Source organism: Microcoleus sp. S28C3, from assembly GCF_036700785.1.
GTDB classification, from domain to species: Bacteria; Cyanobacteriota; Cyanobacteriia; order Cyanobacteriales; family Microcoleaceae; genus Microcoleus; species Microcoleus asticus.
In genome coordinates this window covers 1-23660 of record NZ_JAUBPO010000049.1, presented here as the reverse complement: position 1 = coordinate 23660, position 23660 = coordinate 1, and the positions used below count along the sequence as shown (strand labels likewise).

The 23660-nt window shown below is 48.1% G+C and carries 21 protein-coding genes; 14 read left to right on the top strand and 7 right to left on the bottom strand.

Annotated elements, in window-relative coordinates:
• Positions 1-26 precede the first annotated feature (26 nt).
• The 9 genes from QUA13_RS16075 (at position 27) to QUA13_RS16035 (ending at position 11772) form a co-directional block, all read left to right on the top strand.
• Positions 27-617 carry a chromophore lyase CpcT/CpeT gene (locus tag QUA13_RS16075; RefSeq protein WP_333192594.1) on the top strand — a complete coding sequence of 197 codons (591 nt, stop codon included), beginning with the start codon at positions 27-29 and terminating at the stop codon, positions 615-617.
• 110 nt (positions 618-727) lie between these two features.
• Entirely contained in the window at positions 728-1876 is a 1149-nt protein-coding gene (locus QUA13_RS16070; RefSeq protein ID WP_333192592.1) for an NAD-dependent epimerase/dehydratase family protein, read from the top strand.
• A gap of 558 nt (positions 1877-2434) precedes the next feature.
• Entirely contained in the window at positions 2435-3073 is a 639-nt protein-coding gene (locus QUA13_RS16065) for a DUF4291 domain-containing protein (protein ID WP_333200005.1), read from the top strand.
• Between the two features lie 13 nt (positions 3074-3086).
• Positions 3087-4220, top strand: coding sequence for a glycosyltransferase (locus tag QUA13_RS16060; protein ID WP_333200003.1), 1134 nt, complete (start codon positions 3087-3089; stop codon positions 4218-4220).
• Positions 4221-4798: 578 nt separating this feature from the next.
• Positions 4799-7504, top strand: coding sequence for a GAF domain-containing protein (locus QUA13_RS16055; RefSeq protein WP_333200001.1), 2706 nt, complete (start codon positions 4799-4801; stop codon positions 7502-7504).
• Between the two features lie 116 nt (positions 7505-7620).
• A complete protein-coding gene (locus QUA13_RS16050; protein ID WP_172186109.1) occupies positions 7621-8763 on the top strand; it encodes a sensor histidine kinase in 1143 nt (380 codons plus the stop codon).
• Positions 8764-8913: 150 nt separating this feature from the next.
• Entirely contained in the window at positions 8914-9741 is an 828-nt protein-coding gene (locus QUA13_RS16045) for a GUN4 domain-containing protein (protein WP_333199999.1), read from the top strand.
• Positions 9742-10464: 723 nt separating this feature from the next.
• Positions 10465-11055: a YdcF family protein gene (locus QUA13_RS16040; protein WP_333199998.1), complete on the top strand. Its 591-nt coding sequence runs from the start codon at positions 10465-10467 to the stop codon at positions 11053-11055.
• Positions 11056-11226: 171 nt separating this feature from the next.
• Positions 11227-11772: a GAF domain-containing protein gene (locus QUA13_RS16035; RefSeq protein ID WP_333199996.1), complete on the top strand. Its 546-nt coding sequence runs from the start codon at positions 11227-11229 to the stop codon at positions 11770-11772.
• 266 nt (positions 11773-12038) lie between these two features.
• Here the strand turns inward: QUA13_RS16035 and QUA13_RS16030 are convergent, their stop codons facing one another.
• The 7 genes from QUA13_RS16030 to plsX all read right to left on the bottom strand — a co-directional run bounded on the left by QUA13_RS16030 (position 12039) and on the right by plsX (position 19116).
• Positions 12039-12572 carry a hypothetical protein gene (locus tag QUA13_RS16030; RefSeq protein WP_333199994.1) on the bottom strand — a complete coding sequence of 178 codons (534 nt, stop codon included), beginning with the start codon at positions 12570-12572 and terminating at the stop codon, positions 12039-12041.
• 154 nt (positions 12573-12726) lie between these two features.
• Entirely contained in the window at positions 12727-13365 is a 639-nt protein-coding gene (locus QUA13_RS16025; protein WP_333199992.1) for a lysophospholipid acyltransferase family protein, read from the bottom strand.
• A 192-nt stretch (positions 13366-13557) separates the two neighbouring features.
• On the bottom strand, positions 13558-14505 hold the full coding sequence (locus QUA13_RS16020) for a phosphate ABC transporter substrate-binding protein (protein WP_333199990.1): 948 nt from the start codon (positions 14503-14505) through the stop codon (positions 13558-13560).
• 10 nt (positions 14506-14515) lie between these two features.
• Positions 14516-15229, bottom strand: a complete 714-nt coding sequence (locus QUA13_RS16015; RefSeq protein ID WP_333199988.1) for a PspA/IM30 family protein — start codon at positions 15227-15229, stop codon at positions 14516-14518.
• Between the two features lie 386 nt (positions 15230-15615).
• A complete protein-coding gene (gene fabD / locus QUA13_RS16010) occupies positions 15616-16497 on the bottom strand; it encodes an ACP S-malonyltransferase (RefSeq protein WP_172186101.1) in 882 nt (293 codons plus the stop codon).
• Between the two features lie 405 nt (positions 16498-16902).
• On the bottom strand, positions 16903-17904 hold the full coding sequence (locus QUA13_RS16005) for a beta-ketoacyl-ACP synthase III (protein ID WP_333199986.1): 1002 nt from the start codon (positions 17902-17904) through the stop codon (positions 16903-16905).
• Positions 17905-18066: 162 nt separating this feature from the next.
• Positions 18067-19116, bottom strand: coding sequence for a phosphate acyltransferase PlsX (gene plsX, locus QUA13_RS16000; protein WP_333199984.1), 1050 nt, complete (start codon positions 19114-19116; stop codon positions 18067-18069).
• 356 nt (positions 19117-19472) lie between these two features.
• Between plsX and QUA13_RS15995 the strand changes: the two genes are divergently transcribed.
• The 5 genes from QUA13_RS15995 (at position 19473) to QUA13_RS15975 (ending at position 23566) form a co-directional block, all read left to right on the top strand.
• Positions 19473-20807, top strand: coding sequence for a D-alanyl-D-alanine carboxypeptidase (locus tag QUA13_RS15995; protein ID WP_333199982.1), 1335 nt, complete (start codon positions 19473-19475; stop codon positions 20805-20807).
• A gap of 81 nt (positions 20808-20888) precedes the next feature.
• Positions 20889-21173: a 30S ribosomal protein S16 gene (gene rpsP / locus QUA13_RS15990; protein ID WP_242721878.1), complete on the top strand. Its 285-nt coding sequence runs from the start codon at positions 20889-20891 to the stop codon at positions 21171-21173.
• On the top strand, positions 21145-21633 hold the full coding sequence (locus QUA13_RS15985) for a KH domain-containing protein (protein ID WP_246276635.1): 489 nt from the start codon (positions 21145-21147) through the stop codon (positions 21631-21633). Before rpsP ends, QUA13_RS15985 begins: the two co-directional genes overlap by 29 nt.
• Positions 21634-22003: 370 nt before the next feature.
• A complete protein-coding gene (locus tag QUA13_RS15980; protein WP_172186121.1) occupies positions 22004-22957 on the top strand; it encodes a PhoH family protein in 954 nt (317 codons plus the stop codon).
• A 201-nt stretch (positions 22958-23158) separates the two neighbouring features.
• Positions 23159-23566: a ChuX/HutX family heme-like substrate-binding protein gene (locus QUA13_RS15975; protein ID WP_333192555.1), complete on the top strand. Its 408-nt coding sequence runs from the start codon at positions 23159-23161 to the stop codon at positions 23564-23566.
• Positions 23567-23660 lie beyond the last annotated feature (94 nt).

Sequence of the window (23660 nt, the reverse complement as noted above, 5' to 3'; positions counted from 1 at the left end):
TCCAAAATCCAAAATCCAAAATCGAAATGACTCATTCCACCGATATCATTACCCTCGGCCGCTGGATGGCCGCCGACTTCAGCAACCAAGCCCAAGCCTTTGAAAACCCGCCCTTTTTCGCCCACATCCGCGTCTGCATGAGGCCTTTGCCCGTCGAAGTTCTGGATGGGCTCAGCTTGTACCTAGAACAAGCCTACGATATTGAACTGAATGTACCGTACCGAGTCCGAGTTTTAAAATTAGTCCCGGTGGGCGATCGAATCGACATCGAAAATTATGCCATAGAAAACGAAGAACAATTCTACGGCGCTTCCCGCGACCCGCAACGGCTGCAAGAAATCAAAAAAGCACAACTGACACTGCTCCCGGGCTGCACCTTTATTACGCAGTGGACGGGCAACAGCTTCAAAGGGTTTGTCGAACCCGGAAAAGGCTGTGCCGTGGTTAGAAAGGGCAAAAAAACTTATCTAGACAGCGAATTCGAGATTGACCAAGACAAATTTATTAGCCACGATCGCGGACGCGACCCAGAAACAGACGCCCACGTCTGGGGAGCCCAGGCCGGCCCCTTTGAATTCACCCGCCGCGCCAGTTTCGCCGACGAAATTCCGGTTTAATGCAAAAAAACTGAGTCCCTCCTGGGCGAACACGCTTGATTAAAGGTTCAGAATGTACCATTACCTGGTACATTAACCCAGTATTGGCAAGCAAGATTCACCGTTGATTTATGAAAGTCCTGGTTATTGGTGGCGATGGCTATTGCGGTTGGGCAACCGCACTCTACCTTTCTAACAAGGGTTACGAAGTTGGCATCCTCGACAGCTTCGTGCGGCGGCACTGGGATCTGGAACTGTGCAGCGACACCCTCACTCCCATCGCACCGATTCAGCAACGACTCCAGCGATGGCAAGATTTAACGGGCAAGTCGATCGACTTGTTCGTCGGTGACATCACCAACTACGATTTTCTTAGCAAAAGCATGAGAAAATTTGCACCAGAGGCGATCGTCCATTTTGGCGAACAGCGTTCTGCCCCCTTCTCAATGATCGATCGCGAACACGCAGTCCTCACCCAAGTCAATAACGTCGTCGGGACACTCAACCTGCTGTACGCCATCCGCGAAGATTTCCCCGACTGTCACCTAGTGAAATTGGGGACAATGGGCGAATACGGCACGCCGAATATTGATATTGAAGAAGGCTACATCACGATCGAACACAACGGCCGCAAGGATACACTGCCCTATCCCAAACAACCAGGCAGTTTCTACCACCTGTCAAAAGTCCACGACTCCCACAACATCCATTTTGCTTGCAAAATCTGGGGTTTAAGAGCCACCGACTTAAATCAGGGCGTCGTCTACGGCGTGCTCACAGATGAAACCGGCATGGACGAACTGTTGATCAACCGTTTGGACTACGACGGAGTATTCGGTACAGCATTGAACAGATTTTGCATCCAAGCTGCGATCGGTCATCCTCTGACAGTTTACGGAACTGGCGGACAAACCCGCAGTTTCTTAGACATTCGGGATACCGTGCGGTGCGTGGAATTGGCGATCGCCAACCCCGCCGAAGCCGGACAATTCCGAGTCTTCAACCAATTCACCGAACTATTCAGCGTCGGCGACTTAGCCTCATTGGTGCAAAAAGCAGGCACGGCAATGGGATTAAAAGTAGAAATCAACAACATCGAAAATCCCCGAGTCGAGAAAGAAGAACATTATTTCAATGCCAAAAACACCAACTTGCTAGACCTCGGCTTGCAACCGCACTACCTCTCAGATTCCCTGCTCGATTCTCTGCTGAATTTTGCCACAAAATATCAGCACCGCGTCGATAAAAATCAGATTTTGCCGAAGGTTTCTTGGAAGTAAGTTCTGGTATCTACCTGCGGGGTAAGAGATTTTTTAACGAACCGCGAAGGCGCGAAGGACGCGAAGAAAGATAAAAAAAGGGAAGAGAGGAGAAATGTTTGCAAGTTCTGAATCAATTTCGGTGTAGATTACTTTTTTCATATCTATCTTTTTTATCTTTTGCTCTGTGTTCTCTGCGTCCTCTGCGCTTAATTGAAAAATGGTATAAGGTTTTTACTGCTGGCTTTTTGGGAATAAAGCCGTGAAAAGTCGAATTCTTATTCGGTTGCTTTTGATTGTTCTGCCCGGATTTTCAGCTAGTGCAGTTTGTGCTTATTATTTAATACCGACGGGAATGGGTTGCACTAACGGCGAGTAATCAAAACTACCGCGCTCCTTAGCCAAGAGCCTTCTGTTGCAGAAAAAGAAATCTTAAATGCTAAAACGGCGCAGTAAATTCACAGAATTAATTACTTTCCCGAAGCTGTGGGATTGCTTTTAGGTGGGATAATTGTATCAATTGGAATTCACGGAGTTTGTACCTTACCGTTAGAAAAATATCGATCGTAATTAGTGGCAATGAATCTGCGAACCGAACCATACTTAAACCAAACAAGTAAATGGCCGCAAACAGGTCGTCACATTCTGGCACAATTTGACGAAAATACCGTTGTAGTGTACCAAGCTTACCGTCCGGCGATCGGTCTTTTTGCAGCGGAACAAGGTTATTTCGGTGGGGAATTTAGTCTGAATCGCATGAGTTGGATTAAGCCCAATTTTCTGTGGATGATGTATCGATCGGAATGGGGAACAAAACCCGGACAAGAAGTAATTCTGGCTATTTGGCTGAAGCGATCGGCTTTTGACGAAATTTTAGCATCGGCTGTCCATTCTAATTTCGTTGCAGCAGTGTATGGAAGCGAAAAAGAATGGCAACAAGCTGTTAAAATTTCGGCTGTACGGCTGCAATGGGACCCGGACCATCACCCAAATGGATCGAAAATGGATCGGCGGGCAATTCAACTCGGTTTGCGCGGCAGTGTTTTAGCTAGTTACGCGCGAGAATGGATTGTTAAAATTGAGGATATTTCCCAATTCGTACAGCAACAGCGTCAATATAACGGAGGCGATAGCACGCAATTACTGACTCCTTGTGAGACAGTGTATCCTGTCATCGACCCCGACATCTCCCAGAGGCTAGGATTATCGGCTCTCTAAGTAACTTACTTTTATGAAAATTGCTCTTTTTACTGAAACTTTTCTGCCGAAAATAGACGGCATTGTCACCAGACTGATTCACACTGTAGATCACTTGCAGCGCGCGGGCGAACAAGTTCTGATATTTTCTCCAGATTACGGGATTAAAGAATACAAAGGCGCCCGAATTTATGGTGTGGAGGGTTTGCCTTTGCCGATGTACCCGGAACTGAAAATGGCACTTCCTTCTCCGGCTGTCGGTCGCCAATTACAGCAGTTTAAACCGGATATTATTCACGTTGTCAATCCCGCTATTTTGGGATTGGGCGGTATATATTACGGCAAAAAGTTGAACATTCCGATTTTGGCTTCTTACCACACGCATTTGCCGAAATATTTGCACCATTACGGTTTTGGAGTCCTCGAACCTTTATTGTGGGAATTGCTCAAAGGTGCCCACAATCAAGCAGAATTGAATTTGTGTACTTCTACAGCAATGGTGGAGGAACTCAGAAGCCACGGGATCGATCGGGTAGATTTGTGGCAGCGGGGCGTAGATACTGAAATGTTTGTCCCGGAATTGGCAAGTCGAGAAATGCGATCGCGCCTTTCGGAAAATAACCCCGACAGTCCCCTGCTGCTGTACGTCGGCCGCCTCGGTGCAGAAAAAGAAATCGAACGCATCAAACCAGTCCTCGCAGCGATTCCCGACGCCCGCCTCGCCTTAGTCGGAGACGGCCCGCACCGGCAAACCCTCGAACAATATTTTGCCGGCACCCCCACTAATTTTGTCGGCTACCTCAAGGGGCAAGAACTCGCCACAGCTTACGCATCGGCCGACGCCTTCATTTTTCCCTCCCGCACCGAAACCCTGGGCTTAGTGCTCCTAGAAGCAATGGCTGCGGGGACGCCCGTAGTGGCGGCGCGCAGCGGCGGAATTCCCGATATCGTCACCGACGGCGTTAACGGATATTTATTTGACCCCGCCGACGAAAGAGGATCTCTGACCGCCACCCAGCGTCTGTTTGCGAATCCCGAAGAACGGGAAACCCTGCGCCAAAACGCTCGCCGAGAAGCCGAACGCTGGGGTTGGGCAGCCGCCACCGCACAACTGCAGCGCTACTATCAATCGGTGGTATTTGCCGAGTCCATGCCCAGAGCGGCCTAAATGTCAGCATCTGTAGCACCTTTAAACCTCACCGACAGTTTAGCTTCGCTGTTCGATCGTCAGTGGGTAGCGAGGACGGATCTACTCAAAGAGCGATATAACTTTTTTGCTGCATAAATTACCGTAGCTATCGTGGTGTTGCGTTTACCATTAAACTATGAGTAGCTCTGTAGGAATGCCTTGCGCGCTGATTTCATAGCGCCCTTCACCTAACCGGATACGGTCGCCGAGTGCGCTAAAACAGTCACACCGCGCAGCAGCCGAGCACAGAGGGTCAAATCCACATTGCACTCTCGATCGAACGAAAGCTTGGGAGCTAATTTTCAGGCTAGCAGTGTTCCGAACTCAAGTTCAGCTTTAATTGACGAACCCTCATCATTATCGAGGTTGTAAAAAAGATTGATCGAGCATATGTAACAAAAACAGAAGTTGCCTGCGCCACTGTTGAGCTCACGATTCATCAAAGCGACAAGCGACTGTCGGCGCGTTTCCAAACAACTTAAATCGTTTGTACCGCAGCAGAATCAAGCGCCGATCGACCTGCGGGTCAGTCTACCCCTCTGAGAAAGCAGTTAATCATGACATTCTCCAATGCTGGTAGCGTTCTGGCTACACTGACTCAAGTCAATTTTATGGGGGCATTGACCTCCCGTGTTAAGAGCCTGCCAGTTCCTGAATTAGTGTGCCTGCTGGACTTTATCACGGCTGAATTTCAGCAATTTATCCGGGCGATGGACCTGATTAACAATGAAGCACTCGAAACTCTCTTAGAGCAACTGTTAGATGCCTTCACTGTCAAAATTGGTCAAATTCTGCAAGCAGACCGGACAACAATTTTTTTGGTTGACTCCAACAAAAATCAACTGTGGCACAAAACAGTCGATGCACTTGGCGAAGATTTAGAAGTTCGTTTGCCGATGGATGCAGGCATTTTAGGCTACGTGGCAACAACCGGAAAATCGATAAATGTCGCGTCGGCTCGATCGCACGAGCATTTTAATTCCGAAGTAGACGAACCACCGGGCTACCAGATCGAAACCATTCTCTGTATGCCGATTTTTAGCAGCAAGAGCCAACACGAACCCGTAGCGGTGGTCAGACTGTTAAATAAAGCTGGCAATGTCCCCTTTAGCGAGGAAGACGAAGAGCAGTTCCAGGCTTTTGCAGATTCGATCGGGATTATTCTCGAAAGCTGTCAGTCTTTCTACGTCGTGGCCCGCAACCAGCGAGGGGTTGCCGCACTGCTGAGAGCGACCACGACTTTGGGTCAAAGTCTTGACTTGGAAACAACTTTGCGCTCTGTAATGGATCAAGCTCGCGACTTGATGCAGGCCGATCGCAGTACGCTATTTTTGTTAAATCGGGAAACCAACGAACTCTGGACAAAAGTCGCCAAGGCCGACGGCAAAACGATGGTAGATCTCCGCATTCCTGCTAATAAGGGAATTGCTGGTTACGTGGCTTCGACCGGTCAACCTCTAAATATTACAGATGCTTACGACGATCCCCGCTTTGATCCCTCTACAGACCAGCAAACCGGATACCGCACTCGGACGGTCTTGTGTATGCCGGTGCATAACGCTAAAGGTGAGCTGATCGGGGTGACTCAGCTAATTAATAAGAACCAAGGTACTTTCACCACTTCCGACGAAGAGTTTTTGCGAGCTTTTAATTCCCAAGCAGGAATGGCGCTGCAAAATTCTCAACTGTTTCAGAACGTGATGGTGGAAAAGCAGTATCAAAAAGATATGCTGCAAAGTCTTTCCGATGCAGTAATTTCCACGGATTTACAGGGGCGAGTTGTAACGATTAACGAAGCGGCGCTGGAATTGTTGGGCTGTCCGGTAAATCAAGCTAAAAGCAAACACAATCCCCAGATTTGGGAAGAAAAACTGATCGACCGCTATGTTTGGGAAGTTGTGCCGATCGATAATTTGCAATTTCGACTCGAAGACAGTCTCCACAATGCTGCCAGACATTACGTTCCCGAACAAAGTTTAACAGTGGGACTGTTGGTGGAAAAAACCTGTTGTTCCGCAGAAACAGCAGCAGCAAAAACAGAAGAAGAAATAGGAGAAGAAACCTACATTTTGGCTGTGCCCGATCGCACTGACCCGAATTTATATTACGCTTGGGGCGAAAACAGCGCCTGGACTGAGGAAGTAGCCCAGGCAGAATTAGCTAATTCCCAATCTCTATTTTCGCTGCCCAATGCAGCCCGGTATCACCCTTATTGTCCGCTGCCCCTCCCGGCCTCTCGAATAAAAGTAATTGAACGCAGTTTGAATTTGACTGTCAACCCGCTGATCAATCCAGAAGGCGGGGTGCGCGGCGGTTTAGTGGTACTCGAAGACATCAGCCGCGAAAAGCGGATGAAAAATACGATGTACCGCTACCTGACTCCTGGAGTCGTAGATAAAGTGATGGCTTTGGGCGAAGGTGCGCTGATGGTAGGCGAACGCAAAGAAGTTACTATTTTATTTTCCGACATTCGCGGCTACACCACACTCACCGAAAATCTGGGAGCCTCGGAGGTAGTATCGCTGCTGAACGAGTATTTTGAGACGATGGTGGAGGCCGTTTTCCATCACGAAGGAACTTTAGACAAGTTTATCGGCGATGCTTTAATGGCCGTGTTCGGGGCGCCGCTGCCGCTGAATCCCCCGGAAAGTCACGGTTGGATGGCGGTTCAGTCGGCTTTAGATATGCGCAGGCGTTTGAAAGAGTTTAATGATTCTCGCCCCGGCGAAGATCCGTTTCGTTTCGGAATTGGGATTAGTTCTGGAGAAGTGGTTTCGGGAAATATTGGTTCCCAAAAGCGGATGGATTACACGGTGATCGGGGATGCGGTGAATTTGAGCTCGCGATTGGAACAGCTTACAAAAGAGTACGGCTGCGATATCATTTTGAGCGAATTTACATACAGTTTGTGCCGCGAAGGGATTTGGGTGCGAGAGTTGGACAAGGTGCGGGTTAAGGGCCAAAATCAGCCGGTGGGTATTTACGAGTTGCTGCAAAATACTTCTGAACCCATCGATGGGGAAACCGTTAGGTTTTTGGAACTTTACAGCAACGGTAGGGAGGCTTATATTGCTAGAAATTTTCATAAAGCTATTAGTTGTTTTGAAGCGGCTTTAGCGATACGACCTAGCGATCGACCTGTGGAAGTTCACATCGAGCGCTCCCTCAGGTATTTGGAAATACCTCCGCCCGAGGATTGGGACGGGGTTCATACTATGACAATAAAGTACGACATGATATCACATCCGAGCGACAAAATGTAAAAAGATTACATATTTTTTTATATCTTCCTTATGACAGAGTTAACAAGTGGAAAAATGTGAAAACATAAATCCGATGCACGATTAAAGTTAGTATTTATTTCCAGGCTAACAATTAAATGACTTATTTATCTGTTCCAAATGCCACAAAAGCCGATCGGATTCTGGTAGTAGATGACGCACCAGATAATGTTTTGTTGGTGCAGACAATCCTGGAAGAAGAAGGTTACGAAATTAGCACGGCAGAAAACGGCTTTTCCGCCTTGAGCCAAATTGACAAGTCAGCCCCGGATTTGGTACTGCTAGACGTGATGATGCCGGGGATGGACGGTTACGAAGTCACCAAGCGAATCAGACAAAATAAGGAATTGCCCTTTATCCCGATTTTGCTGATCACGGCTCACGACAGTGCCAGCGTAGTCCAGGGATTGGACATGGGAGCTGACGATTTCATCCGCAAACCAGTCGAAATGGACGAACTGCTGGCGAGGGTACGATCGCTCCTGCGGCTAAAACACAGCGTAGACGAGCGCAATTCGATCGCCCTCCAGCGCGAAGATTTTGTCTCCCGGCTCGCTCACGACTTGCGGACGCCCCTCGTAGCAGCCGATCGAATGCTAAGTTTAATGCAGCAGGGAGCTTTGGGAGAAATTTCGCTTCCCATGCGCGACGCTTTCGGGACGATGGTTCGCAGCAACCAAAACCTGATCGCGATGGTAAATATGCTGCTGGAAGTCTACCGCTACGAAGCAGGTCGCAAATCCCTAAGTTTCGCTCCCGTGGACTTGCGCCAGCTCATTAATGAAGTAGCTGAAGAACTCTCTCCCCTAGCCGATGCTAAAGGTTTGTCGGTAAATTTAGACTTGACAGAAAGTGCAGAAAGTGCTCCGATTGCGAAGTATCCGGGCGATCGTCTGGAGCTGCACCGCTTGCTGACAAATTTAATCGGAAATGCGATTAAATTCACCGACAGCGGCTCAATAGATGTCCGCTTAAAAGCTGCCAATTCACCTGCTTATACTAGCTTCAAAAACCAACCGCTGGCATGGGTAATCATAGAAATCCAAGACACCGGCGCCGGCATTTCTCCCACCGAAAAAGCAAAGTTATTTGAAAGGTTTGGCCCGGGAACTCACAAGAAATCCGGTACAGGTTTGGGACTGCACCTCTGCCGCCAAATAGTCGAAGCTCACCGCGGTACGATCGAGGTAAAATCAGAGTTGGGCAAAGGCAGTTTGTTTACTATTCGCTTGCCTTGTTAGAGCGGTATAAGTAACTCTAACTTGGCGCGAAATGCGCACATCACCGCTTATAATTAACTCAAATTGTAGGGTGCAACCTAACCATATACTCGAATTATCGTTAATTTACCGGATGTCAGATAATTAGTTGGCAACCGAATTTATGGCAATATGTCTAACTGTCCCGTGTGCGGTACTGAATACATAGAAAAACCAGAGTTTTGCTCGATTTGCGGCTGGGATTTGACTCCCTACCCGCAACGTGCTAAGCCTTCCAAAACTTATTTAAAAAAAGAAGAAGTTAGATTGCAGTGGGCAAAAAAAATGTGGGAATTGGCCCGCAATCAACAAAATTGGTTAGCTAAATTTGATGAGTTGCAGGGGGAATTGCAGCAAGGTGCGATCGCCCGCACGTACCTTCAATCTCAGTTAGAATGGGTTCTGTACCGCCTCGAACAACTAAACCCCGAATTGATTGTCAGCACTCTACTGCGACTGGAAGACAAAATCGGCGCCATACCTGACTCAACTCCGGCAATTTCCGAAGTGGGAATGGACTACCGACAACTGACAAAGCTATTAGAAACCGGAAAATGGCGCAAAGCTGACGAACACACTTGGGAAATCTTGCTGCAAATAGCTGTCAGGGAAGACGAAGGCTGGCTGAGTGCAGCCGATATTGACAGTTTTCCTCCTACAGACCTTCGCACGATCGACCAACTTTGGCAACAATACAGCAGCGGGCGGTTCGGGTTGAGCGTGCAGCAGCAGATTTGGGAAAGTACCGAGGCAAATTATACTGAATTTTGCGATCGAGTCGGCTGGCGAGTCAAGGAAAATTGGAAATATTACAGCGAGCTCTCCTTCAACGAAGATGCTCCCCCCGGACATCTCCCCGTCACCGCATGGAGGCAGCGCGCCTGTTACGGTGCCGGTAAACTCACCGCAGCAGAAAACTTTGCCCGCATCGCTGCGAAACTGGCAACTGGCGATCGGTAATCGTCCAAAATAAAAAATTCAAAATCGACATTAACTGCTATAATCAAAACGGTTTAGCAACTGGGGCTGTGGCTCAGATGGATAGAGCAAGCGCCTCCTGAAGAATCGGGCACCCTGCGAGGAAACTCTGGGAGTGAATGTGGTCAAATTTGGTGAAACCTAAAGAGTTCGTAGGTTCCTATGACTCTAAGGCAATACCAAGCCAAGCCTGAGTTCAGGGCGATTAAACAATCGCCTATATTGAAATCAGGAAGGTTTAGAGACTAGACGGTCACCACCTAAAAGCTGCGAGCATATGGTGAAGGTATAGTCCAGAGAGTGGGGAAACTCACACAAATCTGAAGCGCTAGGCCGCCGGTTCGAACCCGGCCAGTCCCGTTAAAAATCAAGAAAAATTAAAAGCAGGAGGGGGAAGCTTAGTTTTGCCCCTCTTTTTTGCATATCCGGTAATGAATTCGCCCAAGGACGAATACTTGCTTGAAGACGAGGACTTACGCAGAACCTCTCTCTCTAGAGTCCATCTGAAATCTCACATCTAAAATCACCTGTTTAAGCCCCACCACAAGCGTAGAGTCAATCTAAAATCTAAAATCTAAAAGCTAAAATCTACGATCCCCCGACCCTTTTTTAAATTTTAATTTTTAATTCCTGTTAGTGGGCTATACGTGCGGTATTTTTTGTTATTGTTCCTTTGTGAGTTACATAAAATTTTTATAGGTTTAGATGTGGTTAAAAATCAATTCAAACACGCAGCGTTACAAGCGTTTGAACACTTCACGCAGTTTTTGGTTCCTAGTAGGGCTTTTGATCGCGTGCTGGTTTGGCTATCAGCACGTTAAGAGCGAATTTCAGAGACCCCAAGCTTTGTTGGTTCTAGGTGGGGCTACGGAGCGAGAGGTGTTTGCCGCCAAATTTGCTCAGAAGTATCCTGAATTGCCGATTTGGGTGTCGTCTGGGAGCAATCCGGAGTTCGCGGAATGGGTGTTTTCGGAAGCGGGAATCGAGTCCGATCGCCTGCACTTAGACTACAGAGCGGTGGATACGGTAACAAATTTTACTACCCTGGTAGATGAATTGAAAGCTAGAGGGATTGAGAGCGTGTATCTGATCACTTCTGACGATCATATGCGGCGAGCTCAGATTATCGGCGAAATCGTGCTCGGCAGTCGAGGCATTAGCTTTAAGCCTGTGGCAGTTCCGTCTGGGCGAACCCCCGAACCGGTGGAAAAAGCTGTTCGCGACGGTGCTAGAGCTATTCTTTGGCTGACAACCGGTTATACGGGTGCTAACTTCAGCCAAGCCAGAATTGAATAAACAAAGGAAAGCATTGAGCAAGTTTTAAATTTTTTCCCATTCCCTCTGGTTTTAAAACTTGTCTTCTATAGCGATTTAAGGCACCGGGAAGACGCTGATGACCAATGCCTAACTGAAGAGAATAGAACCAGTAGTTTAAAATCAGTAGATGAACTTCAATAGCTAAAGTTAATGACCGACCAAATTCTGCCGCAAGTTCTGGAGCAAATTTTGAGTGACAGCAAGAGTGCGGATGCTGTTTTTTCGGCTTTGGTACCGGCTTTAGGCGAGGTGTTAAATTGCGATCGGGTCTTTCTCTACCTCCGCAATCCTGAAACGCAAATGGGCCGAGTACCTTACTGCTGGCGTCGCAACTCGAACATTCCAGAGGTTTGGGACGCAGAATGGAAAAAAGAACCGGAATCTTTAGGGGAAGAAGACCCTTTGTTTGCAGCAGCTTTGCGAACTGAACCTTCGATTTTTGTTGAGGATGTTGAAACAGCGAATCCTGAAGTTGTCAACAAAGATTTTGAGGCAAAAAATTTCGGACATCGAGCTTTGATTCACGCTCACCTTTGTTCTGATGGCTTATTGTGGGGGGTTTTGCAGCCTTGTATGTTCGATCGCCCCAGAGTTTGGACTGACTTTGAAGGCCAAGTTATCGCAGCAGTTACAGAAAAAATTTCGCCTTTAGCTGTCGCTTATGTCACCGCCTCAGCATCAAAAGATGAGCGATAAAAATCAATAATTTACTTGTAGGGAACGGGTGGGCAATGAATGAATGTCAACTGAAGACTAAAACTACGTCTAGATTGGGGTTTTAGCCGAATCTCAATCCCCTTCCCGGCATACGAAATACCGTTTCCGATCCCCCCTTTTTAAGTTAGGGAGGATCGATTGCGCTAATTTTCACACAAAAGTCGGGTACTAAATTTGAGCTAATTCTTCTCACCAATGGTGAGGTGTGCATCGCCCTAGGGATAGACTTGGTGCACAATTCTTGTTTAAAAAACGCCCCAATTTTGAATGCCCCGACTGCTGAAAATCCCTTGAGCCCGACTAATATCATCCTCAGCGCCATCTACTACCACCAAATAATCGCCGGCGCGCAGGCGATCGGTGTAAATTCTAGCTGTTTCTTCGGGAATTCCCAAGTCCGTCAATGCCTTCACCACTCCACCGAAAGTCGCAGCCGCGACGCCAGTGCTTGCTACGGTAGCCACCAGTGAGGCGCCGAAAGTCCCGGCTGCAATCATCGGCCCGATTCCGGGAATAGCTAAACTTCCGAGACCCACTAGCAAGGTGGCTAAAGCACTATTTGTCAGAGTGTCTCCTACCACTCCTGCTCCTGTGTCTAGATTTTTATCGCCCACCTGAGCGATCGTTTCAGTCTCGCCTATAGACTCGCCTGCATCCCTCGCAACAACCGAAACTTTATCCATTGGAAACCCGGAAGATTTCAATTCTGTCAGAGCTTGCTCGGCATCTTCGCGGTTAGAAAACAATCCCAACGCGCGGGTTTGATTGCTTGTTACCATATGTTTCTTCTTATCTCCTGTCTAATTAAACTCTAATTCAAGCCTAATTATTGCGCTTGTTTTCAATCACTTATATTGATATTTTTCGGTTTTTATCTTTAGCATTCATCTATCTGTAGATATAACCTGAAAAACAGCAACAAAAGTTATAAAATCAGCGACCCAAATCGTGCATCGCATTTATCTCGATCGCACATCTTTGAGTCAGCGCTTCCAACTCCTCGCGATCCGACGAACCGGGCGCTTCAATTAACTTGCCAATTCGCACCGTCAGCGGCACCGGACGCGGCATTCCCGAACCTTTCGACGAAATCGCGTGAGTTCCCCACAAGCTAACAGGCAACAGCGGCGCTTTTGCCTTGGCAGCTATCAGCGCAGCACCTAATTTAGGTTCAGTAATTCTGCCGTCTGGCGTGCGAGTTCCCTGCAAAAATACACCCGTCGCCCAGCCATTTTCTAAAGAGTTGATAGCCGATCTAATTGCACTGCGATCTGCACTTTCCCGCTTCACTGGATAAGCACCGTAAAGCGTAATTGCCTGCTTCAAAATAGGAACTTTAAATAACTCTTCCTTTGCCATAAATGCGACGGGCCGCCTCATGCAATTAGACAAAATCGGCGGGTCAAAATCGCTGGCGTGATTGCTGACTACCACCAGCGGCCCTTCTGTCGGAACATTTTCTGCACCATAGATACGGCCCCGAAAGTACAGGTGCAGCATCGGGCTGACAATTGACCATTTGAATAAATAGTAGAGAAGTAAACTTTCGACTGGTTCGCGACTTTTGCTCACAGAAAACCTGAGATTTTAAATTACACCGAATATTAGCCTATCAGTTCAGCAATGACAAAGGAATAGTATTTTGAGGTTTGTAGGGTGCACACCTTATCCAGCCCAATAAGAAAGTCCGCCTGCGCGGACATCACTTGTGTAGATCCCGACAGAAGTCTGGCCAACTCCTAAATTTCGGACGTTTGCAAAGGCTCAATTTCCCGCCAGCATAGCTCTTTGTCCTTCCGAAGAAGTCGCGTAGCCCAAGAAATCCTTAACTGCTTGACTAGGAGGATTTTTGTAGGCGTAGTATAACTCCCGCTTGTAAGGATAGTTACCAGCATCCGGCGTCGCACCGTTGACGGCAACAACGCGCACAGTTTTCTGATTGGCTACTTGAGCGGAAGTCGCATAGCCAATGCCGTTGTTGCCTAAAGCTTGCAGCAGGGGAGTTGTAGCATCTCGATCGAGCGTGGTAATATTTGGCGCAGTCCCAAACTCGCCACCTCCGAGCACTTGTTCTTTAAACGTTTGGTGAGTGCCGCTAACTGCCGGTCTGTTAATTACTTTAATCGGGCCCGCCGGGCCACCGACTTTCGACCAGTCTTGAGCATTTCCCTTGAAGATATCTTGAACTTGAGCGGAGGTTAAACCTCCTTTAAACGGGTTGTTAATGCCGACTACAAGGGCGATCGTATCTAGGGCAACGGGCACAGCAGCCAAACCCTGACCTTGTTCTTGAGCCGTCAAAGGTCGCGATACCGCTGCAATATCGGCTGTTCCCGCCACCAAATCCTGAATTCCTTTTTCAGAACCGTTCGCTTTGGTATCGACTCGGGTGCCGGAAAATTTGCCTTGAAAGCCGTTCTTGAGGTTCTGATTGATTGTCACCATGCTAGTGGAACCGTCAATTCTCACCGCCGTACCCGCAGGTACGGAAGCTGGAAGCGCAAAGGAACTAGCTGCAATAGGGGAAGCGCCGCCGACTACTGGCGCGACGGGAGGCAGATTGGCCCCACCACCGCCTGCGGGTATAGGAGTGGGGGGATTGTTACTAACATCTTGCGATGCTGGTTTGTTCAGAAAAAAGAACCAACCGCCACCGGCGAGCAACAGAAATAACAGAATAAAAACTATGGGGGGAGGCCCGCTCTTAGCCATAAAATTCTCCTTAGCTGGGAAGTTCTTTGTTGTTGGAGCCGTCTAACATTTGTAGCCTGCGATTAACTTCATCATCTAAGGTCATATTTTCTAATTCTGCCTGAAGTCTTTCTTGGGGGTTCTCAGATAGCTCTGCTAAAGCTTGCTGTTGGAGATTGCGGCCGTGGACGGCGTTTTTGGCTTGCTCAAATTGCGATCGAGCTGAATCAATACTGAGGTCGTTGTTGACTTTGGATATGGCTCCGAGGGCTTCGTTAATCTCGGCCATATCTTTCATATTTTGCATATCAGTTTTGTAGGCTTCCAGCTTCATCCGTTCTCGATTTAGCTTGTCTTTGGAAGCGTTGACGTATTGTTCGGCTTGTTTTACTTGGGATTCTAATTGCGGCAGGATTTGTTCTGTCTGAATTACCTTCGCCATTGCCAAGCGGGCTGCTTCTTCGTTGCCGTGGCGCTTGGCTGTGATGGCTTGGCGCTCTACGGTTTGCATTTCCCTAACTTTTTGTTCATATTTAGTTTTGGCGCGCTGGTAGGCTGCAACTTGGGTTGAGACTGCTGCTGCTAGCTTTTGAACGGATTCTTGCATCGATCGCAGCGACTCTTCGGCTACTGCCACCGACACCTGGCCGCCGGATTCCACGGGCAGTCCCCACATCCAGTTCCAAGCACCTACTATGGTTCTGCCTGCCTTGTCGCCCATCAACCAGTAAAGGACTTTTTTCATATAAACACCAGATAAGCTTGGTTTTTACGCCCAGTTTACATCAGGATTTGTCGATCGCCCCGTCAATCGATTTGAGATTTTAGATTTTAGATTAAAGAATTGAAGCATTGACCCCACGGATAAATTCGGGGGCTCCTTTATTGGATACAGGTTTTTTATTTCTGGACGGATGAATCCGGGGGCTTCTATCCTGGATGCTTTCGGTCAGGTCGATCGATTTCTCGATTTTTGATTAATATTTTCTAACTCTCTGGATCGTCTATCCCCAAGTTGCACAACAGCCAATAATCGGATTTGCCTGTTGTGCTATTTATTTTTCGGCACTCTTCGGGCCAATTAACTCTAAATTTTATAACCCTGCCGTTTAATAACAGGCTAAAAATAGATTAAGCGGGCAAATCTGCAACACTACTAACATTTACCAGCGTTAAATCCGGACAAGTCCGTTTGATCAAACCAGTGAGAACTTTGCCCGGGCCAATTTCCACTACGCGATCGATTCCTTGTTGCGGCAATTGCAGGGAAATTTCTCGCCACCGCACGCCTTTAGTCATCTGCTGAGTCAACCGCTGCTTTAAAGTGGCTGCGCTGGTAGTGGCTGACGGTTCTGAGTTCGAGAGCACCAGCATTTTAGCATCGGAAAACCTTGCAGATTTTAAGGCTAGTTGAAACTCTGCCGCCACTGATGCCATCAGGGGAGAGTGAAACGCACCGGAAACATTCAATTTAACGGCGCGTTTGACTTTGATTTTGGCAAGCAAATCTTCTACTGCTGCGGGCGTTCCAGAAATCACGACTTGTGCTTCGCTGTTGTCGTTTGCCAGCACAACGTCTCGGCTGTATTGAATTTGCAGTTCTAGTTCCTGCCTGTCGAACCCGATCAAAGCCACCATTTGCCCGCCGGAGGCAGTGTCCATGAGTTCGGCGCGGCGTTTGACTAAGCGCAATCCGGTTTCAAAGTCAAAAACGCCTGCTGCATAGAGGGCAACGTATTCTCCTAAACTGTGACCGGCAACCACTGCTGGCCGATCGCTTTTTTCTCGCATTAAGTCGGTCAAAATACTTTCTACTACGAACAAACAAGGCTGAGTGTAGAGAGTCCGAGATAGTTTTGCTTCTTCTTTTTGGCAAACTTCCGGGACAGACCAGCCTAAGATTTCTTTAGCGAGCTCAAATTTGGCTTTGGCTGTTGGCAAGTTTAATAAGTCTGCACCCATCCCGATCGCCTGGGAACCTTGTCCGGGAAATACCCATGCTGTTTTAGTCATTTTTCCGGTAATCTGCTAATTGGTGGTTGCTAATTGGTGATTGCAAAAATTCTTTGTTTCCCGCTTCTAAGTTCGCTTGCTGGTATCCGCTATCTTTCGGTTAACGAACTCTCTACTCGCGACTCACAATTATAACATAATAGTTGCGCTTTTTACGAGTTTTATATTTTTTTTGCTACTTGAATCAGATTAATAGCCGTAACAAAATTTTCCACCTTCAAGCCAGGGGAAGTCGATCGAAGAATAGAGGATTTTCAATCTCAGGGCGCGCTTGTCAAGAACTCCTGCCCCGAGAGTGTACGGCTGCGCACCTTGCCCTATGTATGGCGTGTTCAAGGATTTGTATTTTGCAAGGGTCGAACTCCCGACAATAACCGCAGCAAGTTTACAGCCTGCCGCCAAATATTACCTTCCCCATTTAAAAATCGCCGCCCCCCAAGTCAAACCTGCACCGAAACCAGCAGCAGCAATAGTATCGCCCGCTTTAACTTTACCCAGACGCACGGCTTCGTCTAAGGCAAGGGGAATTGAAGCCGCTGAGGTATTGCCGTAATTCGCCAAATTGCTGATTACTTTTTCGGGGGGAATTTTTAGCCTTTGGGCAACTGCATCGAGAATCCGCTGATTGGCTTGGTGTAACAGCAGCCAGTCAATTTCTGCAGCGCTAATATTTGCCCGAAACATAGCTTTTTCTATGACTTCCGGCACTTTTCTCACGGCAAAGCGATAGATTTCTTGACCGTTCATTGTGATGGGTTCAAATCCGCCAATTCCGACGCTGACGCCCTCAATTAATTCTTTTGATTCGGCTTTGTAGGGCAAATTGAGAGACGCATTTTGCGTGCCGTCGCTGCAAATTTCAAATCCCAAAAAGGAATCGACTTCTGAAGCTTGCAATACCACCGCACCTGCACCGTCTCCAAATAGAATGCAAGTACCCCGATCCGACCAATTCACCCAGCGAGATAAAAGATCTGCTCCGATCAGCAAAACATTTTGATAAACCCCTGTCCGAATGAACTGCGCGGCTGTAACTAAACCAAAAACAAAGCCCGAACAAGCTGCTGTCAAATCAAAAGCCACAGCTTTTGTCGCGCCCAATTGATATTGAATTTTACTGGCAGAGCCAAACAAATCGTCAGGGCTGGAAGTCGCCAAAATAATTAAATCGATATCTGTCGGCGAAATTTCTGCCATTGCGATCGCCTGAAGCGATGCCTCCGACGCTAAATCGCACAAAGAAGTGCGTTCGTCCGCCAGCCTGCGGGAGCGAATTCCCGTCCGCGCGCCAATCCACTCGTCAGAAGTTTCTACTATCTGACTCAAACCGTTATTATCCAGCGAAACCTGCGGTGTACAAGAACCGCTACCCGTGACGGCAATGCCGAACCCTGATTGCTGCAACATTCCTCTCCATTTATGAGCGATAGATCGAGAAATTAAAAATTAAAAACTACCAATTAAAATTATTTTTTAAACTGCTGACATTACTTTTTTTAAGCAAAACCGCTTGTTTAAGCTGACATTTTTAATTTGACATTTTTAATTTTTAATTCCTACTTACTGCCTCTAATTCACAGCTTCTTGTTCCAGAGCGCTTTGCTGATTGGACGATCGAATTCGCTCCAGCACTTGGTTGTCTATAGCCTCCTTCGCCAAACGAATGGCATTAAAAATCGAGGCAGCTTGAGACGAACCGTGGCTGATAATGCAAACTCCAGCAACGCCCAACAGCAAACCGCCGCCGTGTTCAACGTGGTCTACCCGCTGCTTAAACCCCTTGAGGCTTTCTTGCAGGAGGGGAGCGCTAATTTGATTTTTGAGTCCGGCAGCCAATTCTTCCTTAAGCACTTGCACCACGACTTCGCCCACTGCTTCGGCAAACTTCAACAACACGTTGCCGACAAACCCGTCGCAGACAATCACGTCGAACTTCCCAGACAGCACGTCGCGACCTTCGGCATTGCCCACAAAAGGAATGTTCGGGTTGTCCACCAATAACTGGTGGGTTCGCACCGCTGCGTCGTTGCCTTTAGAAGGTTCTTCGCCAATGTTGAGCAGGCCGATTTTAGGTTCGGCGACGCCCAGCACGCACTGGCTGTAAATAGTTCCCATAAGAGCGAACTGCTCCAAAAATTTGGGGCGGCAGTCCACATTAGCGCCGACATCGAGAATGAGTACAGAGCTGCCCGGTACCATTGTCGGCAAAACCGCACCGATCGCAGGGCGATCGATTCCGGGGAGCCGGCCCAACCTGAGCAGGGCAGCAGCCATTGCCGCGCCGGAGTGACCGGCGGACACCACAGCATCAGCTTGCTGCTGCTTTACCAAGTTCATCGCTACGTTAATCGAAGCGTTGGGCTTGCGTTTGAGGGCACTCAAAGGTTCTTCGTGCATTTCCACCGCTCCTTCAGAAGGAACGATTTCTAGCTGACCTGTAGAGACGCGGCCGATCGCGTCTTGTTGCCGGAGCGAGTCTTCTATTTGCTGCGGGTCGCCCACGAGCAAAATCTCTACGCCTAATTCTTCTTGTGCCTTAAGCGCTCCAGCTACAACTTCGGCGGGGGCATGATCCCCACCCATAGCGTCTATTGCAATTCTTGCGCGTGTCGATCCCATTGACCAATGTTTGAGAAACACTAAAAATTCTACCAGGAAGTCAGGAGCGTGAATCCAGAAGTCTGAATAAAGAACTAAAATCCGCTCGCGCCCGATCGGACAATTCTCATTTCCGACTACTCTGATAGAGCTTGTTTTGTCACTACTTTACTATTTTTGCCTGCAAATTGAAAAAATCAATGAAATAGTTTACATGATCGCAAGCACTTTAGTCCGGGAACCCCGGATTCATCCGTGGAGCGAGAAAAAAGCTCCCCATCCTCATCACTTGCCCCCGGATTTATCAGTGGGAGCGCTTTCTTCAATCTGAAATCTAAAATCTAAAATCTAAAATCGATTGACTTTAGGAGTAAAAAATGCTGGATTTATTTAGCTCAGGGATGATGTCTCTGTGGCTGGACATGGCTGGGGTAGGCACTGCCGGGCCTAATGCTGCGTCAGTGCTGGCTTGGCGGGGAGGAATACCCGGGTTAGTGGTGGCCGAAGATTTGGCTTTTGGGGGAATAAGTGCGGCAAATCCAGACTTGCCCGCAGAAGCGACGGTGCGGGAATATTTAAAAGACTTAAAAGACAAGAACCTGATTGATGGGAATCAGGGAATTTGGGTGCAAGCGGGAATGGTGCCGCTGGTAAGTCAGCAGGGGACAGTGCTGATGCCTGGGGCTTCGCTGACTAAGATTGCGACTTCTCTGGCGTCGCTGGAGACTTGGGGCGCGGATTATCAGTTTGAAACGCGGTTCCGAGCAACCGGGCCGATTAACAATGGTGTATTGGAGGGAGATTTGGTGGTCAGCGGCGGGGGCGATCCGCTGTTTGTGTGGGAGGAGGCGATCGCCGTGGGCAATGCTCTCAATCAAATGGGTATAGATCGGGTGGCGGGCAATTTGGTGGTGACAGGCAATTTTCGCATGAATTACCAGTCCGATCCTTTGGCGGCAGGGGAGATATTGCGACAGGCTCTAGATGGTCGCAGTTGGCCTCAGGACGTGGTGGCAATGTATTCTAAGATGGCTCCGGGAACTAGAAAGCCGCAAGTAACGGTGGCCGGCAGCGTCATTGCTGAGAAATTTGTGGCTTCGGGTCATTTGCTGCTGAAGCGCCGATCGCTCCCTTTAGCCGAAATTCTCAAGCAGATGAACGTCCACAGCGACAATGAAATGGCTCAGATGCTGGCAGACGATTTGGGCGGGGCAAAGATAGTGCAGCAGCAAGCGACTTGGGCGGCGGGGGTGCCGGAGGAGGAACTCCAATTGGTTAACGGTTCGGGATTGGGAGTGGAAAATCAGATGTCTCCGAGGGCGGCTTGTGGGATGATGCAGGCGATCGCCCGCAACCTTCAGACTACTGGGCTGACGATTGCTGACTTGTTTCCGGTGTCCGGGCGCGATAAAGGCACTGTAGAACACCGGCACATTCCGCGATCTGCTGTGGTGAAAACAGGTAGTTTGGACACCGTGATTGCTTTGGCTGGAGCCATACCCACGCGCGATCGGGGTTTAGTGTGGTTTGCAATTATTAATCGCGGCACCGATTGGGACTCTTTGAGAGAACAGCAAGATATATTTTTGCAAAAATTGGTGCAGCAGTGGGGAACTGCATTGACTTTGCCACTAGCAATTACACCGCACATTGACGGCGGCAGACCTGCCTTGGGCGCAGCAAATCGCAGCGATATTTTGCTGGGAGGTTAAGAAATAGGGGTTGAGTTGGGGTTCGCAGAAAGACGACCGACATAATAGCTTAGAATTGAAACAAGACTATTCTGCAAGAAGATGATCAAACTGCGATTGAAGAGATACGGGAAAAAACGCGAGACAAGCTACCGGATTGTAGCGATGAACAGTTCTACCCGCCGCGACGGCCGTCCCCTAGAAGAGCTCGGCTATTACAACCCCAGAAATAACGAAACCAGGCTGGATGTTCCAGCGATTGTCAAGCGCCTGCAAGAAGGCGCTCAGCCAACTGACACCGTGCGTGACATCCTCAGAAAAGCCCATGTATTTGAACAAGTCGGAGCCGGAGCCAACGTTGAATCCAGCACAGCAGCAGTCAGCTAGTCCCAACTACGCTGGACTGGTTAAGTTTTTAATTGGGCCTTTTTTAGAGACCCCAGGCTCTTTGCGGGTAGATTGCGAACTGCACCCGCGCCAATCGCGGGTCTGGGTTAGGCTCGCTTTTGAAGATCCCGACAAAGGCCGGGTTTACGGTAGGGGCGGACGCAATATTCAGGCAATTAGAACTACGCTCGAAGCGGTGGCGCAGACGGCGGGTCAGTCGCTCTACTTAGATATATACGATGGCGAAGCCGGCGATCGTGGCTCCTCGCCGCCCAGGGGCGATCGCGATCGCCCGGATCGCGATCGCCCGGATCGCGGATCGCGCGAGCCGCGAGGCGACTTCCGACCCCGGACGCCGCCTCCGTCGCCGAGTCCCTTAGCTAGCAGAACTCCGAGAGAACAACCTCGCCGTACTAACACACCTACGTTTAGAACGAGCAGAAATACTCCCGGTTATTAACTGCAGAACCAAAAAACAATTTTAGATTTTAGATTGCCTGTTGTAAACTTTGTATTACAAGCCCCGCTTGATTTGAGATTGCCGATTTTGCGATCGGACACAAATGTAAAATTTTAAATCTCAAATGTCAGCGGGATGAGGTACATCTAAAATCTAAAATCTAAAATCTAAAATCTAAAGTTGCCTGACTTGATTTAAAGGAGATTTGATTTGTATCTCAAGCACCAAACTCATTTGGGAGCTAAATCTAAAAGACGCCTTAGATACTAGGTAAAACCTAGTAACTGGCGTTTTTTTGTTCGCAAAAAGTGACTGATTTAACTGTTAATTGTTAACTTTTAATTGCTTATTTGGAGGAGCTTATGTTGGCATGATTGAAAAATTAACAATAGAGTTGCCGAGCACTCAAAGCGCGATGTCGCTCTCGGGCCATCAAGAAGAAAACCTGAAAATTATCTCTAAGCAAACCGGCGCTAACCTGGTAATGCGAGGGCAAGAACTGCTAATTTCCGGCACGAAAAGTCAAGTAGAATTGTGTCATAAATTAGTGCGATCGCTCTCTGACTATTGGAAATCAGGCAAAAATATTACCGGAGTTGAAATCCAGACGGCGCGCCAAGCTTTGGATACCAACCGCCAAGGCGATTTACAAGACTTGCAGCGAGACGTTCTCGCCAAAACACGCCGCGGCGAAGAAATTAGAGCCAAAACCTTCAAGCAGCGACAGTACGTCCAAGCAGTACGCACCCATGACCTGACATTTTGCATCGGCCCTGCCGGTACTGGCAAGACATTTTTAGCAGCTATTTTCGCCATCCAAGCTTTGTTAAGTAAACAGTACGAACGGCTAATCTTAACAAGGCCGGCTGTAGAAGCAGGCGAAAAACTAGGGTTTTTGCCGGGAGATTTGCAGCAAAAAGTCGATCCATATTTGCGCCCGCTTTACGACGCCCTGCAAGAAATGATCGACCCTGAAAAAATGGCTGATTTAATGGAAAGAGGCTTGATCGAAGTAGCTCCTTTAGCTTATATGCGGGGGCGCACTCTCAGCAATGCTTTCGTAATTTTGGACGAAGCTCAAAATACGACGCCGGCTCAAATGAAAATGGTGTTGACTCGTCTGGGCTTTCGATCGAGAATGGTAGTGACGGGCGATATCACTCAAACAGATTTGCCACCAAACCAACAGTCGGGATTGTCAGTTGCCCAAAACATTCTGCGCAACGTTGAGGGCATTGCTTTTTGCGAATTTTCTCAGGCGGATGTGGTGCGGCACCCGCTAGTGCAGCGGATTGTCGCTGCTTACGAACTGCACGAAACATGAAGGAAGAAGGCCCTTCGACTTCGCGGGGGGGTAAAAAGAAGGAAGAAGGCTTTAGTTATCTAGGAGAGGCTTTAGTTATCTAGGAGAGAAGGAAGAAGGAAGAATTATCCTTTTTTCTCTAATTCCTTTTCCTAATTCCCAACTCCCATTTTCTTATTATCGATTTAATCCAAAATCCAAAATCCACAATCCAAAATTGATATGACTGCGACTCTGAAAGAATTCTTGGAAGCTTGCGAACAATTGGGAACGCTGCGTTTAATCGTGACTAGCAGCGCGGCTGTGCTGGAAGTTCGCGGTTCAATTCACAAGCTGTTTTATGCGGAGTTGCCAAAGGGTAAATATGCCAATATGCACGCCGATATATTTGAGTTTCACTTGAATATGGACAAAATCAAACAGGTGAAGTTTGAAACTGGCGAGGCGAAAAGAGGCAATTTTACTACTTATGCAATCCGTTTTCTGGACGAACAAAATGAGGCTGCTTTGAGCGCGTTTTTGCAGTGGGGAAAACCGGGGGAATACGAACCGGGACAGGTGGAAAATTGGCACCAATTGCAGGAGAAATACGGGGAAGTTTGGGAACCTGCACCTGTTGAGGCGCTTTAAAACATAGGCTTTTTTAACCAGGGTAAGCTCATCTAATTTGGTATAAATTGTACTTGACAAAAAAACAACTATAGAAAACGTGGTATTCACGTAT

Coding starts and splice junctions, on each gene's coding strand:
- QUA13_RS16075 (WP_333192594.1), top strand. CDS start 27: ATGACTCATTCCACCGATATCATTACCCTCGGCCGCTGGATGGCCGCC.
- QUA13_RS16070 (WP_333192592.1), top strand. CDS start 728: ATGAAAGTCCTGGTTATTGGTGGCGATGGCTATTGCGGTTGGGCAACC.
- QUA13_RS16065 (WP_333200005.1), top strand. CDS start 2,435: ATGAATCTGCGAACCGAACCATACTTAAACCAAACAAGTAAATGGCCG.
- QUA13_RS16060 (WP_333200003.1), top strand. CDS start 3,087: ATGAAAATTGCTCTTTTTACTGAAACTTTTCTGCCGAAAATAGACGGC.
- QUA13_RS16055 (WP_333200001.1), top strand. CDS start 4,799: ATGACATTCTCCAATGCTGGTAGCGTTCTGGCTACACTGACTCAAGTC.
- QUA13_RS16050 (WP_172186109.1), top strand. CDS start 7,621: ATGACTTATTTATCTGTTCCAAATGCCACAAAAGCCGATCGGATTCTG.
- QUA13_RS16045 (WP_333199999.1), top strand. CDS start 8,914: ATGTCTAACTGTCCCGTGTGCGGTACTGAATACATAGAAAAACCAGAG.
- QUA13_RS16040 (WP_333199998.1), top strand. CDS start 10,465: ATGTGGTTAAAAATCAATTCAAACACGCAGCGTTACAAGCGTTTGAAC.
- QUA13_RS16035 (WP_333199996.1), top strand. CDS start 11,227: ATGACCGACCAAATTCTGCCGCAAGTTCTGGAGCAAATTTTGAGTGAC.
- QUA13_RS16030 (WP_333199994.1), bottom strand. CDS start 12,572: ATGGTAACAAGCAATCAAACCCGCGCGTTGGGATTGTTTTCTAACCGC.
- QUA13_RS16020 (WP_333199990.1), bottom strand. CDS start 14,505: ATGGCTAAGAGCGGGCCTCCCCCCATAGTTTTTATTCTGTTATTTCTG.
- QUA13_RS16015 (WP_333199988.1), bottom strand. CDS start 15,229: ATGAAAAAAGTCCTTTACTGGTTGATGGGCGACAAGGCAGGCAGAACC.
- fabD (WP_172186101.1), bottom strand. CDS start 16,497: ATGACTAAAACAGCATGGGTATTTCCCGGACAAGGTTCCCAGGCGATC.
- QUA13_RS16005 (WP_333199986.1), bottom strand. CDS start 17,904: ATGTTGCAGCAATCAGGGTTCGGCATTGCCGTCACGGGTAGCGGTTCT.
- plsX (WP_333199984.1), bottom strand. CDS start 19,116: ATGGGATCGACACGCGCAAGAATTGCAATAGACGCTATGGGTGGGGAT.
- QUA13_RS15995 (WP_333199982.1), top strand. CDS start 19,473: ATGCTGGATTTATTTAGCTCAGGGATGATGTCTCTGTGGCTGGACATG.
- rpsP (WP_242721878.1), top strand. CDS start 20,889: ATGATCAAACTGCGATTGAAGAGATACGGGAAAAAACGCGAGACAAGC.
- QUA13_RS15980 (WP_172186121.1), top strand. CDS start 22,004: ATGATTGAAAAATTAACAATAGAGTTGCCGAGCACTCAAAGCGCGATG.
- QUA13_RS15975 (WP_333192555.1), top strand. CDS start 23,159: ATGACTGCGACTCTGAAAGAATTCTTGGAAGCTTGCGAACAATTGGGA.